Here is a 14,835-nt window from a genome sequence, read left to right on the forward strand (position 1 = left end):
AAGCCTTGCCGGGGCTATCGATTGCAGGCAGGAGACCTATCTAAGGCGCTTGCGAAATGAGCGTTTGGCGCAACGCGTCCGCTCTCGCGTCCGGAGACAACCATGGCGAACGCAGCGAACAAGCGACTACCGCTCCGCGCGCCGCTGCCGGCGAAGCCCGAAGGCTTCCCGGACCGTATCGCGCTGTTCCTCGACCTCGACGGGACGGTGCTCGACCTCGCGGCCTCGCCGGGCGCCGTCAGCATCCCCCAGGAAACCATCGTCGCGATCGCGCGCCTGGTCTCGCGGCTCGGCGGCGCGCTCGCCGTGATCACCGGCAGGAGCCTCGCCGACGTCGATCACATTCTTGCGCCGCTTCGCCTGCCGGCCGCTGCGCTTCACGGCGCCGAGCTTCGCCGGCGCGGTGGCGGCCGTGTGGAGGACGGAGGCTCGCCGCCGCCGCAACGGCTGACGGCGGCGCTTGGAGCCTTCGTCGACGCCCGCCCCGGTCTTGCGCTCGAGGACAAGGGCGCGAGCGTCGCCGTTCATTACCGCTCGACGCCGGAGCGCGAGGGAGAGGTGCGCGAGCGGGTCGCGGGCCTCGTCGCCCAACTCGCGCCGGCCCATGAGCTTCAACCCGGCAAGATGGTGGTCGAGGTGCGTCCGCGCGGCTGCGACAAAGGCTCTGCGCTTGTCACGCTGATGGCCGACGCGCCGTTCGCGGGCCGCATTCCGTTCGTGCTCGGCGACGACCTCACCGACGAGTTCGCATTCGAGGCCGCCGCCGCCTACGGGGGGGCTGCGGCGCTTGTCGGGGCGGTGTCGCGGCCCTCCGCCGCGATCTACGAGCTGCCGGATCCGGCGGCGGTCCGGGATTGGCTGGCCGCGCTCGCCGACGCCTGACGACCGGCGGGCATGCGCAGGCTGCATTGACTGCATATTGTTGCATGCGACGGTCGTCATTGGTGCGCCAAAACGAGGTCATTCGTCCCAGTTTTTATGGCAGCATGCGTTGTGAGCAGACGGCGCCTGATAATCGGGCGCGCCGTTGCATGTAAATTGAATGTAAAATTGATTGTTGATTGATTGAATCGTTGAGACCAGAACGAGCGTTGCGAATGGCATGTCGCTTGCTCGATTGACGATGGCCCCCCGCTTGGGCGGGTGATCGCCGCGTTCGCAAAGCGAGCCTCTGGATGATCTTCGAACCTATCCGCCCGTTCGTGCCCGGAGGCTACCGGGTGAAATGGGCGACCGAGCCGTGGGAGCTGCGCGGCGCGATGGCGGTGCGCCGCGAGGTGTTCTGCGAAGAGCAGGGTCTGTTCGATGGTTCCGACCGCGACGCGATCGACGACAGCGCGACGCCGATCGTGGCGCTGTCGTCCTACGTCGTCGCGCCTGACGCGGTGGTCGGCACCGTCAGGATCCATGAGGAAGCGCCGGGGCTGTGGTGGGGGTCGCGACTCGCGGTTGCGGCCGGCCACCGCAGGGTCGGCGCGCTCGGCGCGTCGCTCATACGGCTCGCTGTGTCGTCGGCGCATGCTCGCGGCTGTGTCCGGTTCCTCGCCCATGTGCAGGCCCAGAACGCCCCGCTGTTCCGACGGCTGCACTGGCGGACTCTGGATGAGATCGAGCTCCGTGGCGTCCGGCATCTGAGGATGGAGGCCGATCTCGCCTTCTATCCGCCTTTCGCGACGCCGGAGGCCGGTTTTCTCGCGCTGACGCGGCGGGCGGCGTGACCGACGATCTCGAGGCGCTCGCTGCGCGGCTCCGCTCCAGCCGGTCGCTGGGCGCAAAGCAGGAGATCGCATTCGCCGCGTCGCGGCTCGGGCTGGAGGGCGGCTCGGCGATCGCCGTCGGGGACGATTGCGCCGCCATCCCCCAGGGAGACGGCTGGCTGTTGCTCGCGCAGGAGGGCTTCATCGACGCCTTCGTCGACCAGGACCCCTGGTTCGCCGGCTGGTGCGGGGTGATGGTGAACGTCTCGGACGTCGCCGCAATGGGGGGGCGGCCGATAGCGGTCGTCGACGCGCTCTGGGCGGACGGCGAGGCCTCCGCCGCGCCGGTGCTCGAGGGCTTGCGCGCGGCCTCCGAACGCTTCGGCGTGCCGGTCGTCGGCGGCCACACCAATCTCGCTTCCGACGGACGGCGGCTCTCCGTCGCCATTCTCGGGCGCGCCGAAAAGCTGCTGACGAGCTTCGACGCCGAGCCCGGCGATCGGCTGGTCGCAGCGATCGATCTTCGCGGCCGCTACCGCGAGCCGTTCTCGAACTGGGAGGCCGCGACCGAGGCGCCCGGCGGCCGGCTCCGCGGCGACATCGAGCTGCTGCCGCGGATCTCTGAGGCCGGGCTGTCGAAGGCGGCCAAGGACATCAGCCAGGGCGGCCTGGTCGGCACCGCGATCATGTTGGCGGAATGCTCCGGCGTCGCGATCGAGATCGACGTCAAGGCCGCGCCTCGGCCGGAGGGGATCGCGCTCGACCGGTGGCTGACGAGCTTTCCGAGCTTCGGCTACCTGCTCGCGGTGAAACCGAGCGATGTCGACGCGGTCGTCGCGCGGTTCGAAGCGCGGGGCATAGCAGCGGCCGACTGCGGTTCGATCACGCGGGGTTCCGAAGTCGCTCTCAGGAGCGGCGCCTCGCGGGAGCTGATCTGGGACCTGGCCCGAAAGCCCTTCATCGGATGCGCCCGGGCGAGTGCGCCGGCGTGACTCCTCTCAGAATCGCGATCCTCTGCCATTCGACCAATCCCCGCGGCGGCGTGGCCCACGCTTTGGATCTCGCCGCGTCGCTGCTCGAACTCGGCCACGAGCCGACCGTGCTGGCCCCCGATCCTCGGTCCGCAGGTTTCTTCCGGGAATCCGCGTGCAGCACCGAAAGCGTCTCCGCGCGACGCTACGAAGGCGGCGTCGTCGAAATGGTGGAAGCGCGCGTCGCGGACTATCTCGCTTATTTCGACGATCCGCGCCGTCGGCGCTTCGACGTCTTCCACGCCCAGGACAGCATCTCGGCGAATGCGCTCGCCCGACTGAAGCAGGATCGTCGCATAGAACGCTTCGCCCGCACGGTGCATCACGTCGACCGGTTCGAAGACGCGCGCCTTGAAGCGCTGCAAAGGCGGGCGATCGTCGCCGCCGACGCCCATTTCGTGGTCAGCGCCATGTGGCGCTCGCGGCTTGCGGCGGAATACGGCGTCAGTCCCGACGTCGTCGGCAACGGGGTGGACGTCGGCCGCTTCTCGCCGAAGGAGGATGGCCGCGAGGCCGCGCTCAGAGAACGGCTGGGGCTCGGCGCAGGACCTGTCGTTCTCGCGGTCGGCGGCGTGGAGCGGCGCAAGAACACTCGAGCGATCCTCGAGGCGTTCCGTCAGATCGAGCGGATCATGCCCGCCGCTCGGCTGGTGATCGCGGGCGGCGTCTCGCTGCTCGACCATTCCGACTATCATGCGGAATTCGCTCGGGATATCGCGTCGAGCGATCTCCCTGTCGAGGCCGTGATTCTTGCCGGCGCTGTCGACGACGCCGACATGCCGGCGCTCTATCGGATCGCCGACGTTCTGGCGTTCCCATCGATCGCAGAAGGCTTCGGGCTCGCTGTGCTGGAGGCCATGGCGAGCGGGTTGCCGGTGGCGGTTTCACATATCCCGCCCTTCACGGAATATCTCGGCGACGATGACGCAGCGTGGTGCGATCCGGGCAGCGCGGGCTCGATCGCGAACGCGCTGATGGCCGCGCTGTCCGAGCCGTTGCGCTCGCGCTTCGCCGAACGGGGAAGCAAAGTCGCCGCGCGCCATAGCTGGCGCGAGGTCGCGGCACGCCACTTGCCTGTATACGAGCGACTTACGGAGCGGGTCCATGCCTGAAATGCGCTTCGTCATCCGCTGGCCCGACGGCGCGATCGAGAGCTGCTACTCGCCTTCGCTCGTGATCAAGGACTTCTTCAGTCCAGGCCTCAGCTACAGCCTGGAGGCCTTCGTGACCTCGGCGCGGGAGGCCCTGACCATCGCGAGCGACAGGGTCGCTGCCCGCTACGGGTTTCCCTGCTCGCGGGCGCTGGGCCAGCTCGCCCGCATCGAGGCCGTCGCCGCCCGGTTCGGCGGGGCGCCGGAGGCTCGCGTCGCCGTGGAATCCTTCGAGGAATGACGGCATGGACATCTTTCCGTCAGGGCTCCGCGTTCCTCACCACCCCGTGGTCATCGTCGGCGGGGGCCAAGCGGGGCTTTCGGTCAGCGCCTATCTCTCGGGCCGGGGCGTCGACCACGTGGTGTTCGAGAAGCACGCGATCGCCCATTCATGGCGGGCTCAGCGGTGGGACAGCTTCCGCCTCGTCACGCCGAACTGGCAGTGCCGACTCCCCGGCTTTCCCTATCGCGGCGGCGACCCTTACGGGTTCATGGGGCGTGACGACGTCGCCGGCTATGTCGAGGCCTTCGCCCGCCGTGTAAGGGCGCCGGTGCGCGAGGGCGTTGCCGTGACGCGGATCGCCGCCGACGCGATGGGCTGGTTCGAGGTCGAAACCAGCGAGGGACGGGTGACGGCGGACGCCGTAGTGCTCGCGATCAGCGGCTATCACGAGCGCCGCATTCCGCCGGTCGCCCAACGTCTTAACCCTTCGATCACCCAGATTCATACGTCCGACTACAAGAGCCCCGATCAATTGCCGGCCGGCGCAGTTCTGGTCGTCGGCTCCGGACAGTCCGGCGCACAGATCGCCGAGGACCTGCATGTCGCTGGCCGCAAGGTTCATCTTGCGGTCGGCTCCGCTCCACGGTGCCCGCGTGTCTATCGCGGTCGGGACGCGGTCGAGTGGCTCGACGATCTTGGCCAGTACGATCTGCCGATCGACCGCCACCCCAAGGGCGCAGCGGTCCGCCGCCAGGCGAACCATTACCTGACGGGCCGCTCCGGCGGTCACGAGATCGATCTGCGCCGCTTCGCGACCGAGGGCATGGCGCTGCATGGCCGGCTCGTCGAGGCGGAGGGCGGCCATGTGACGTTCGCCGACGACCTCGCCCGCAATCTCGACGCGGCCGACGAGGTCTATAACGGCATCTGCGAACTGATCGACAACCACATCGTGGAGGCTGACCTCAAGGCGCCTCCAGGAGGCCGCTACGCGCCGGTCTGGGCGCCGCCGGCGGGGGAAGGCGAAGACCGGTTCGATCTGGGCGAGGCCGGCGTCACGAGCGTCGTGTGGGCCACTGGGTTCATGGCCGATTGGTCGTTCGTGGACGCGCCGTTCCTCGATGAGGACGGCTATCCCCGCCACCGGCGAGGCGTCACGAGCGTCGACGGCCTGTTCGTCATCGGGCTGCCCTGGCTTCACACCTGGGGCTCGGGGCGTTTCGCAGGCGTCGGACGCGACGCCGAACATGTGGCGGATGCGGCGGTGCGGCGGCTGGCGAGGGCGGGGCGGCCGCTCGACCTCGCAATCTGAGGACGGCGCGTCCAGGCCTTCTCCGTCATCATGGCGCCTCGGCTCTGGAACATGATCACGGAACAGGGCAAAGTCGCCGTGTGGGCGTCCGCCCCTCGGCGCGCCCCCGGCCGCCGCCGCATCCTCCGCTTGGAACCAGCGCCTCATGTCGTACGCCTCGCTTATCAGCAAGTTCGTCTCCTCGAGCGGGCGGACGCAGCGACGGCGCGAGCAGCTGAAGTCGGCGATGAGGCAGGGCTGGGAGAAGGAGAGCGTCCGGCTCGCCGAACGCGGCGTCCGCTCCGCCATCGGCGGCGACTGGTTCGCCTGCAGGCTGGCCGAGATCAGGCTCGACCTCGGCGACCACGCCTATGTCCGCAAGCTGGCGGAGGGCGAGGGAAGCCTGCTGAAAACGCAGGACGGCCAGGGGCTCCTGGCGCGCGCGCTGATCATGGCCGGAGAGTTCGAAGCCGCGGAGGCGCTGATCCTTCAACTCATTCTCAAGGTCCAGTCGCCCGAGCCGCTGCGGCTGCTGCGCATGCTGCCGGCCAGCGAAAGTCTGCTGGACAAGGCCTGCGCCGCGTTTCAGCGGAGCGAGCGCACGCCCTACCGCAAGGCGATCCAGGCGTCGCATCTCGTCGAGGTCGCTGTCGCAGCCGGCGTTCCGGAGCGCGGCTTCGAATTGACCAGCCAGTCGCTGCGCTGGCTCGACGGCGCGAAGCCCGAGCGCGTGACCTATTCAGAATCGGACCGCACGGACGAACTCGACAAGGCGCTCCTCGATTTCCACCAACTGATGGAGGGCGTCGGAGAATTCTTCCTCATCAGCGGCACCCTGCTCGGCGTGATGAGGGAGAACAAGCTGCTCTCCTACGACAAGGATATCGACGTCGGCGTGCTCGAGCCGTCCGTGATCGGACGGCTGCGTGAGGCCGTCGGGTCGTCCTTCGCCTTCTCGCCCGACATCTCTACGAACATCGACGGCCTGAAGGTCAAGCACCGCAACGGCGTGGTGATCGACGTCTTCATCCACCATGTCGAAGGCGACGTCGTGTGGCACGGCGGGCCGGCGCATGCCTGGGAAAATTCAAAATGGTGGTCGGACGACGCCACGCGATATGGCAGGACGACCTACCGCGGGCGCGAATTCCTGATCCCGTCCGCTTGGGAGGTCTACCTCACCGAGAACTACGGCGATTGGAAATCGCCGCAGAAACGCTACAACGCGTCGCTTCAGGCGCCCAATCGCCGGATCAGGGACGCCACGCTCGCCAAGCTCTATTCGCGGCAGAACTTCGTGAAGTGGCACCACCGCGCCGACTTCGACATGCTGATCGGCGTGATGTCGCTCTATGAGAGCGAATACGGGGCCGACGACTTTCTTCTCGGCGCAAGGCGGGTGATGCTGGGAGACGCCGTCGCCGAAGCTCATCCCATCGCGGCGCTCGACAGGCGCCCGCGGCTCGCCGCCGACACCTAAGCCGGCCGCGCGTCTCTCAGCGAGCCACTAGAGCTCGTCGCGCTTAGACCGCAGCGAGCAGTCCGCCGCCCTTGACGTCTGCGACCTTGTCGGGGCGCTCAAACGGCGCCATCGGGCCGGTGGCCTCGGAGATGTACGAGAGGGCGTCGGGCACCTTGGCTTGGACCGCCTCGAAATAGTTGACGCAGGTCATCTTGACCTTGTGGTCGCGGATAATTTCGAGGCGGGTGATCAGATCCTCGGCGCTTGCGGTCTTGCAGAAGCGGACGGAAAAGTGCCGCCAGTCCGGCTTTCCACTGTAGCCGACCGCCCGGTCGGTCCTCATCGCCTGGTAGGCGTGAACCGATATCGGCCAGAACTGCGAGCGGTTGCGGAAGCGGAAGGCCATGTTCCGCGCAAATTCGGGCTTCAGGCTCTCGAACGCTTCTTCAAGCACCGATCGGAGCATGGGGTAGTGGACGTGGGGCGTTCCGAAGAAGCGTGTAAGGTCGTAGCCGTAGAGCTGAGCCGCGGCGAGCTGGTTGCTTGCGTGGAAGCTGATCTCTTTGTCGGTGAGATCCGCCCAGTTTCCCCGCAGCACGACCTTTCCGTCGACGAAGAAGTCGGTCTCCTTGGTCATGCCGCTCAGCAGCATGTCGTCGTTGCAATAGATGAACTGCTCGGCGAGCTCCGGAATTCGCCACAGCATGGTCTCGATCGCGAGCGAGTTGAAGACCGGCAGGCAACCTTCGAAGCCCCGGTAGATCACCCGATGATCGACCGTGAATATGTTGTGCTCGCGGGCGAGCTCCTGGTCGATGCTGGGTGGGAACTGGTCGTCCGTTATGATCCAGATCTTTCGCACCCACGGCGCATGGTTGCGGATCGATCTCAGATTATAGCGGATCTCTTCGTTGTCGCTGAACCTGCGGGCCTTGGTCGCGAGGGTCTCCTGCGCCGGACCTTCCTGAAGGAATTTGGCCCGCTTCTTGGCGTGTTTGGGATCCTGCCCATTCACCCACGCAATGACGATGTCGGTATCCGGCACGATCAGACTCTCAACTGTGGCGCGACGCTCAATGACGGCGCAAGCTGCAATGGCGCCCCCGCGACCGGCTAGCAGTCATTTATGACCTTTGAGGCGTTCGGCAAAGCGCTTTTGGCGCCACCGGGGAAGCGCCCGCGTCGATCAGGCGATCGCTCAGGCGCGGGCGGCGCGGTCCGCCATCAGAACCGGGGTGGTCTCGCGCCGCGAAATTTCCTGACGAAGGAAGGTCGTGCTGATCCCTTCGGTCCGGGGCAGGTAGACGACCTTGCAATAGAGGTTCATCGAGTCGAACTTGCCGTGCCAGTCGTTGCCCATGCCGAGGATGTCAGCGTTCAGACGCTTGATGTCGTGCGGCTTCTGAGCCCAATTCATCTCCGGAATCACGTCGGTGACGCATTTGAGCGCGCTCACCAGCCGAACTCTATCCTCGAAGGAAACGACGCATCTCTTGCCCTTCTCGGCGTTGAACTCGTCGGTCGACACCGCGACGATCAGCTCGTCGCCCAACGCCCTGAGGCGCTCGAGCAGGTTCAGGTGGCCGATATGAAGCAGATCGAAGGTGCCGTAGGTAAGAACTCGCGTCACTGCTTCGCTCCCTGTTGTATCGCGTCGATCTTTATCCGGTTAACGGCCACGCTCACCGCGCTATCGTTTCCGACCAGATCCTGAAGAGCAGACCAGACTTTCTGAAGCTGAGCCTCTTTCCCAGACGCATAATAATCGTGGAGTTTACTATAGTAGTACCAAATCATATGATCGTTATCCTGGATGATCATATTCGGCGTGTCGACGAACGTTTCAAATTCTGGCTGCGGAATCGTCCAGGTGTCCCCGTAATTCTCGATCAGGTACTGGTCCGGATTGGTCGGAATATAAAACTTGTCGCCCAAGAAATCGACGAGATTGAGTCCGAAATCCGAGTTCCACCACCGCGTCTTCTGGCCCTCGTGCAGAATGAGCCCGTTCTCTCTCCAGTGGAGAAATACGTCGATGACGACGCCGTTCGAGTGACGAATCTGAACGAGCTTGTCCGTGGTCAAAGCGCGAACCTTGAACCGCCCGCTGGTGGCGAGAGCCTTGCGGATGTCTTCAGCCGGCACGTCGGTAAGGACGCCGACGTCGATGTCCTTGTCATGGCTCATCACGGCGCCTTCTCGGATGCAGCCGAGCAACGTGCCGCTGATAAGAAAGAAGTCGACGCCGAGAGCTCCGAGGTCCGATCGCAGGTGAGCGAGCGAGGTCGCGGCCTGCTTGCTCCAGTCCTGTTTCACGGGGGTTTCACGCTCGCCGTATTTCACGATCTGCAGGCCGATCAGGAAGCGCTGACGCGCTGCGAAGATCGCTCTGTCGATTTGTCCGAGGTCGCGGCAAGCGATGGAATAATGGAACAGCGCGTGCCGCGCCCGGTGACCGGGATAGCTGAAATGCGGCGCGAGAAACCGGAACATCGTCTCAAGCGCTTCCGGCGTCTTGACGGCCCGGCGCATGACGGCGAGTTCGTCATAGCTCGGGACGACGTCCTTCAGCGTGTCGATCAGGAAGCGCAACGCCGCGTCGTATTGTCCGTCGAGGCACATGGCCTCGGCCCGCATCTGCCCGATCAGGCGAACGTCGCGCGACGGAGTCCTGCTCTTATCTAGGGGCGCCGACATCAGAGCGTCGGTGCAGGCGTCGATGCAACCTTTGTAATCACCAACATAGGAGCGCAGCGTCGCCATCCGCTCACGCGTCCGGAACGAGACGCCGTTGAAACGCTCGATCCACTCCAGCAGCTCGACGGCCTCGCGTCCGCGCCCGAGGTTGGAGAGCGCATTGACCTTCCACATCCGGATGGCCAGCAACTGCGTGTTGGCCGAGTGCGCCGCTCCGACAAACAAGGCCAGGCTGTCGGCGGTCGCGACGACGTCCTCGTCGCGGCCTTCCTCGACATAGGCCGCGCACTCCGTGAACGCTTTTGCGATGACCTCGGCGGCCGCACGCCGATCACGCGGAGGCATCACGCGCAAATCGTGGATGTCGGCGATCTCCAGCGCAACGCCGTTACTCATGCATTCAAGCCTCGTGTGCAGTGCAGCAATTGATATTTGACAATGTTGTCATATGCAACGCTACTACGTGGTTTCGACGTAACCCATTCTTTTAAAAAGGCATTCATTCTAGGCTACATCAGGGCCGTTATGACAAACGCCATTTTTGAGTCCAGAGGACGAGGTCGCTACGCCCAGCTTCCACACGGGCGGTCCGCGCCGCCCGCGGACAGACAAAAAACTGTCATGCCGACGGGCTATAGTGAGCGTATGGCAACGATGAAACAGAAGCAGAGAGAGTGCGGCATGAACAATCTGGCTGACGCCCAACGGGTCGGCGGCTTCCCCCCGCACACATGCCCGGACGCCGCCGAAATCGTTTCGGCGATGACCGAGCCGGTCGGCGCGGCCGACGTGCTCGAAGCGTTGGTGAAGGAGCTCAAGCGCGCGGGCATTTGGGGTCGGGTCGGCGAAATCTCCTGGGCTCGCGATACGCGCGACGGTCTTCTCCTTCAGTGGGTGCCCGCACACTGAGCGCGACGGCTATTCGAGATAAATCCGGATGTCGCCGCTTATCGGGTCGGCGAAATGCCGGACGATGTGAGGCCCCATGTCGCTCTCGGTCATGAGCACAGAAGGCTTCTGATAATAATAGCGGTTGTATGGCCGTATCGGGCTCACGTCGTCGCCGATGCGGATCTCGAGATTATGCAGCCCCCGCTCCGCGAAAGCTATCATGATCGGAACGCTGAGTTCCGCGTGAAAAGGTTCGACGCTGGAGAACTGCTTGTGAAGGCCGGCCGCGAGGCGGAAGACCTTCTTCGCAGGCTGCAACTCAAAATCCGTCTCGAACACCTCGATTCCGTCGCGGTTGATGACAAATTGCCCGCGAGTCGGAGGATTCGCCCCTTCGCTGACAAAAAGAGAGACGTCGATCTGCAGCTTGTCCTGCAGCACCGATATGGAGCGAACGAACGCCCCAACTGGTGATTCGGGCGCCGACTTGCCTTGCGCCGCCGGATCGTAGGACAGGGTTAGATAATAGGGTGCGAACTGCCAATTGACCGGAAGCTTCATCTTCCGTCGTCCAGCCACGAATGCTGGGAAAGTGTCGCCATTCTGGTTCACAATTTGAAAAGACAGCTTTCTATTGAGCAGCGCTCGCGGCACCAGGGCCGTGTAACCGACCAGATCCGAGCCTTCAACCTTGGGCGCGTTCTGGAAAAACAGCGGAACGCTACCGGTCTCGCTGACCGCATGCACCGCAGCGATAATCTTGCGATACGCCGGCTGGCACAGCGCGGAGATCTCTATGCCCCCGCTGACCTTTTTTACGCCCGTGCAAACGTGCGTATAGTCGACCTTAAGAAAATCTACGTCGAGCTTAGGTTGCGGCGTATCAACCGCCGGCGAAACCAGCGCAGCCATCTCCATTCTAAGCAATCCCCCACACTAAACGCACGACCTCGCGCTTCCCATTCATTTTCCACGCTCTCGCGAGGTGAAGAGAAGCGCAAAAACGAACTTAGCAAGCGACAATCTGATAATGACAATCTGACGTCAGTTTAAGCTATTTTAGGCGTGCGGCAATTGCAAAATCGCGCAGGCGGAGGGCAGAAACGTCGCAGACCACTTCCCAGGGGTTGCTATCGGCTCACGTTCAGCAACTCGTTGGCGCCCGTTCTGGGGCTTGAAGAATTATCAGAGTTCCAAGTCTCCTGGGTTAGCACCTTCACTGCGGCGCGGTCATCTGTCACTGTGTTGGTGGCTAACGTACATTTCTTGACAGCCTCCAGCCAAGCTTGGAAGCGCGTAAAGAATGCATTCGACAACGGCTTCGGCGCCGCAAGCCAGTCGCGAGATCCGCTGGCGCTGCTGCGCTTGGCGAGAACCTGCGCCGGCGTGCACGGGCTCCACGGCGTCTCGGGAACGATCCTGTAGAACAGGTATCCGACTCGTTCTAGGCGCTGCAGCGCGACACGGAGTCGCCCTTCGTCGGCGCTCGCGAGAAATTCGCACGTGATCCACGGCGTGTGGCGCGTGATCGTGTCCATCGCGCCCGAGAGCACCTGGGGTTCGAAGGTCTCGACGTCGATCTTCATCAGCGTCGGCGCAGGAGCGCCGCCGGCGACCACGCTGTCGATGGTCTCGCACCGGACGGAGACCGCCGTGGAGCCAGGGCGGAAGCCCGAATTGAGAGAATTCGACGTTTCCGCCTTGGTCGACAGATAGAGATGCGCCTCGCCGACGCTGTCGGAGACGGCGATCGGCATGACCATATAGCCAAGCCGGTTTCTGTCCCGCAGCTTCACCGCCCGCGCGAATGTCGAAGGGGTTGGCTCGAAGGCGTAGGCTTGAAGCCCGGTCCCGCGGTAGACGGTCGAAAGCAACGCCGAGAACAGGCCGATATGCGCGCCAACATCGTAGAATACGCGCTGACGATCGCTTTGAGCGAGTGTGAGGAGCGTGGCCTGTAGATCCGGCTCGTAGTTCGCCAGTCCTCCACGGCTTAACCGGCGCTGGATGTTCGTGCCAGCTCCGGTGAGAGCGTTCATCCGGCTTCTGTAAGAGCCAAATTTGCGAATAACGGCGTCGTTGCGCGGGGTTTGCACCAATAGCGTCATCGATACCGCATCTCCATCATTTAGTCGCCTAGTCTGGACGGCCTCGTTTCAGTTGTCATCATCGTCGTCACTGTCAGGCTTGCTCTTGTTGTCGTTCGCGGCGTGACCCGTGACGCGGGCGGGCCGGGAGAGATCAAGCCGGTGCTGCCAGTTGGAGACGTAGGCGTTCACGATGACCGGAGAATCCTGGATCAGCAGCAGGTTTTCGGCATTTTTTCGATCCGCCGCATAAGTCAGGTTGTAACTCCCGGTCGTCACGGCCTTGCGGTCGAAAATCATCACTTTGTTGTGCGCGACCCGCGCCTTGTCGTCGATGAAGATCGGGAGGCCGGCCTTCGCGAGCGTCAGCAGCGCATTGGACTGAACGCGCTCATGGCGCGAGGTCATGATGACCCTCACGTCGACGCCTCGTTTCTTGGCCTCGATCAGCGCCTTCATGATCGACCGATTCGTGAAATTATGGGCGTGGACCAGGATCTCCTTCTGCGCCGCCGCGATCTGCTGCAGCAGGACGGGCGCGCAGGAATGGTCGGGGGTGAAACAGACGCTGAGTTTCGCAGGCGCCTGCATCGGGGTCACGACCGAATCAGGCGTCGGCGCTGGCGCTGGCTGGGCCCACGCGGGCGCGCTCGACAGCGTAATGACGATAAAAACTAACTGTTTCAATGACTTCATCGGGCGTGCTCGATCGTGCTGAAGGGCCGGACGTGCGGTTGCCGCCCGGGACGGTTACCAAGCCAGACTCGCCGCGCGACCCGCACGGACGACGTTCGAACCAATCTCAATCGTGGTCGTGTGGTCATTTTGCGATGGGCCCTTGTCGCTGATACGGCCTAACGCGGCCCATCCGGCGTTTCCGCATGCTGGATAATGCGAGCGCGCGGCGTTATCCGTCAGACGAAGAGTTGCGCGAGGTTCCTGATGCGATCGCTGGTCAAACAAGTTCTCAAGGTGGCGGGGTTCGACTCGAGCAGGTTCGCGACGCTGGCGGACGCCGGCCGAGCCGACGAGGCCGAACGCCTTGCGCTCGACCATATCGAAAGCGGGAGCCGCCGCGGATTCTATCTTAGGAAGTTGCTCGAGCATTATTCGTCGACCGGCCGCCACCAGGCGGTGATCGCGCTGTTCGAAAAACATGCCGGCGACAAGTCGCTTGCGACCTATCCGCTTCAAGCCATCCTCGCGACAGCGCTTGTGGAGACCGGCGACGTCGCCCGCGCCCGGCCGCTGCTTCTGTCGCTTATCCTCGAACATAATTTCGTGGTGCCGCTCCAGCTCTACCGCCGCCTGCCGAGCGACGCAGAGAGCGTCGACATGGCGGTCGCGGCCTTCACTCGCAGCCGCAGGGCGAACGTCACGAAGGCCACGCAGGCGATCAACCTCGTCGACATCGCCATCGCGGCGAACGAGATCGACCGCGCTTACTACATGATGATGGAGATCCTCCGCTGGATCGGCGAAACGCATTTCACCAGCGCGCCCAAGGCGAAGACCTTCATGAAGGCTGCTGCGGGCAACGCGGCGCTCGTCGATCTTCACGATCTGCTGATGCCGGCGACGCCGTTCTTCCTGATCAGCGGCACGCTGCTCGGCGTGGTGCGTGAGGGCAAGCTGCTCGGCGCTGACAAGGACATCGACGTCGGCGTGATGGGTCACGCCCAGCGCGACGAGATCAAGCGCGCGATCACCGCCAGCGCCAAGTTCGAGGAGGTGTTCGTCCCCTCCGTCGACCTCGTGAAAATGAAGCACAAGAACGGCGTGAAGGTCGACCTGTTCTTCCATCATCACCACGGCGACACGGTCTGGCACGGCAGCCACCTGCACGCCTGGGACAACGCCGTCTGGTGGAGTGAGGGCGGCCAGCCCCTGTCCAAGATCAAGTTCCAAAACCGCGAATTTCTGATCCCGTCCGATCCGGATCGGTATCTGACCGACAACTACGGCGACTGGAGGACGCCGAAGGCGGACTACGACGCCTCGCTCGAGGCGCCCAACAGGCGCATCCGTAACCGTGGTCTGACGCGGCTGCACTGGCAGAAGCTGATCGTGAAATATTACACAGGCGGGGAGTTCGCCCTGCTTTCGAAGGCCTTCCACTTCTATGAGAAGGAGTTCGGGGTGGACGCCTTCCTCAAGGAGGCCGGCAGGCTCTTCCTGCTGCGGACGATCGAGGATCAGCCTGCCCGCATCGTCTCGCACAGCGAGGTCGTCGAGATGCGCGCACGCCGATAAGCCGCCGAATTTAGGGCCTCGAAGAGGAATCTTCGGGGATTCGTGATCGCTG

The 14,835-nt window shown here is 64.0% G+C and carries 15 protein-coding genes; 9 read left to right on the plus strand and 6 right to left on the minus strand.

The genetic code is table 11. The features are described from left to right. The first annotated feature begins 102 nt into the window (after nucleotides 1-102). The 7 genes from otsB to PKE75_RS01910 all read left to right on the plus strand — a co-directional run bounded on the left by otsB (nucleotide 103) and on the right by PKE75_RS01910 (nucleotide 6,873). Nucleotides 103-882 (plus strand): trehalose-phosphatase, encoded by a 780-nt coding sequence (gene otsB, locus PKE75_RS01880; RefSeq protein ID WP_271166994.1) that lies wholly within the window; start codon nucleotides 103-105, stop codon nucleotides 880-882. A gap of 293 nt (nucleotides 883-1,175) precedes the next feature. Next, nucleotides 1,176-1,718, plus strand: coding sequence for an MSMEG_0567/Sll0786 family nitrogen starvation N-acetyltransferase (locus PKE75_RS01885; protein ID WP_271166995.1), 543 nt, complete (start codon nucleotides 1,176-1,178; stop codon nucleotides 1,716-1,718). Further along, complete coding sequence (locus PKE75_RS01890) at nucleotides 1,715-2,689, plus strand: sll0787 family AIR synthase-like protein (RefSeq protein WP_271166996.1); 975 nt, start codon at nucleotides 1,715-1,717, stop codon at nucleotides 2,687-2,689. The genes PKE75_RS01885 and PKE75_RS01890 overlap by 4 nt, the downstream gene beginning before the upstream one ends. Next, nucleotides 2,662-3,840 (plus strand): MSMEG_0565 family glycosyltransferase, encoded by a 1,179-nt coding sequence (locus PKE75_RS01895; protein WP_428979092.1) that lies wholly within the window; start codon nucleotides 2,662-2,664, stop codon nucleotides 3,838-3,840. Before PKE75_RS01890 ends, PKE75_RS01895 begins: the two co-directional genes overlap by 28 nt. Continuing rightward, nucleotides 3,833-4,120, plus strand: a complete 288-nt coding sequence (locus PKE75_RS01900) for an MSMEG_0570 family nitrogen starvation response protein (RefSeq protein ID WP_271166998.1) — start codon at nucleotides 3,833-3,835, stop codon at nucleotides 4,118-4,120. The genes PKE75_RS01895 and PKE75_RS01900 overlap by 8 nt, the downstream gene beginning before the upstream one ends. Nucleotides 4,121-4,124: 4 nt before the next feature. Next, nucleotides 4,125-5,414, plus strand: coding sequence for an MSMEG_0569 family flavin-dependent oxidoreductase (locus PKE75_RS01905; protein ID WP_271166999.1), 1,290 nt, complete (start codon nucleotides 4,125-4,127; stop codon nucleotides 5,412-5,414). 145 nt (nucleotides 5,415-5,559) lie between these two features. Beyond that, nucleotides 5,560-6,873, plus strand: a complete 1,314-nt coding sequence (locus tag PKE75_RS01910; RefSeq protein WP_271167000.1) for a LicD family protein — start codon at nucleotides 5,560-5,562, stop codon at nucleotides 6,871-6,873. 43 nt (nucleotides 6,874-6,916) lie between these two features. Here the strand turns inward: PKE75_RS01910 and PKE75_RS01915 are convergent, their stop codons facing one another. The 3 genes from PKE75_RS01915 to PKE75_RS01925 all read right to left on the minus strand — a co-directional run bounded on the left by PKE75_RS01915 (nucleotide 6,917) and on the right by PKE75_RS01925 (nucleotide 9,948). Continuing rightward, nucleotides 6,917-7,900: a Stealth CR1 domain-containing protein gene (locus tag PKE75_RS01915; protein WP_271167001.1), complete on the minus strand. Its 984-nt coding sequence runs from the start codon at nucleotides 7,898-7,900 to the stop codon at nucleotides 6,917-6,919. A 153-nt stretch (nucleotides 7,901-8,053) separates the two neighbouring features. Further along, nucleotides 8,054-8,485 carry an adenylyltransferase/cytidyltransferase family protein gene (locus PKE75_RS01920; protein ID WP_271167002.1) on the minus strand — a complete coding sequence of 144 codons (432 nt, stop codon included), beginning with the start codon at nucleotides 8,483-8,485 and terminating at the stop codon, nucleotides 8,054-8,056. After that, nucleotides 8,482-9,948: a LicD family protein gene (locus tag PKE75_RS01925; RefSeq protein WP_271167003.1), complete on the minus strand. Its 1,467-nt coding sequence runs from the start codon at nucleotides 9,946-9,948 to the stop codon at nucleotides 8,482-8,484. The genes PKE75_RS01920 and PKE75_RS01925 overlap by 4 nt, the downstream gene beginning before the upstream one ends. 258 nt (nucleotides 9,949-10,206) lie before the next feature. Here PKE75_RS01925 and PKE75_RS01930 point away from each other — a divergent pair, with 258 nt between their 5' ends. Next, a complete protein-coding gene (locus PKE75_RS01930; RefSeq protein ID WP_271167004.1) occupies nucleotides 10,207-10,461 on the plus strand; it encodes a hypothetical protein in 255 nt (84 codons plus the stop codon). Nucleotides 10,462-10,470: 9 nt separating this feature from the next. On the opposite strand, the gene PKE75_RS01935 is transcribed toward PKE75_RS01930, so the two are convergent. From PKE75_RS01935 to PKE75_RS01945, 3 genes are all read right to left on the minus strand, one after another. Beyond that, complete coding sequence (locus PKE75_RS01935; RefSeq protein WP_271167005.1) at nucleotides 10,471-11,361, minus strand: hypothetical protein; 891 nt, start codon at nucleotides 11,359-11,361, stop codon at nucleotides 10,471-10,473. Nucleotides 11,362-11,573: 212 nt separating this feature from the next. Continuing rightward, complete coding sequence (locus tag PKE75_RS01940) at nucleotides 11,574-12,551, minus strand: FkbM family methyltransferase (protein WP_271167006.1); 978 nt, start codon at nucleotides 12,549-12,551, stop codon at nucleotides 11,574-11,576. Nucleotides 12,552-12,599: 48 nt separating this feature from the next. Next, nucleotides 12,600-13,226 (minus strand): phospholipase D family nuclease, encoded by a 627-nt coding sequence (locus PKE75_RS01945; RefSeq protein ID WP_309298793.1) that lies wholly within the window; start codon nucleotides 13,224-13,226, stop codon nucleotides 12,600-12,602. Nucleotides 13,227-13,472: 246 nt separating this feature from the next. Between PKE75_RS01945 and PKE75_RS01950 the strand changes: the two genes are divergently transcribed. Beyond that, on the plus strand, nucleotides 13,473-14,783 hold the full coding sequence (locus PKE75_RS01950) for a tetratricopeptide repeat protein (RefSeq protein WP_271167007.1): 1,311 nt from the start codon (nucleotides 13,473-13,475) through the stop codon (nucleotides 14,781-14,783). Nucleotides 14,784-14,835: the final 52 nt, after the last annotated feature.

The sequence above is a fragment of the Hansschlegelia plantiphila genome, assembly GCF_027922265.1.
Classification (GTDB): domain Bacteria; phylum Pseudomonadota; class Alphaproteobacteria; order Rhizobiales; family Methylopilaceae; genus Methylopila; species Methylopila plantiphila.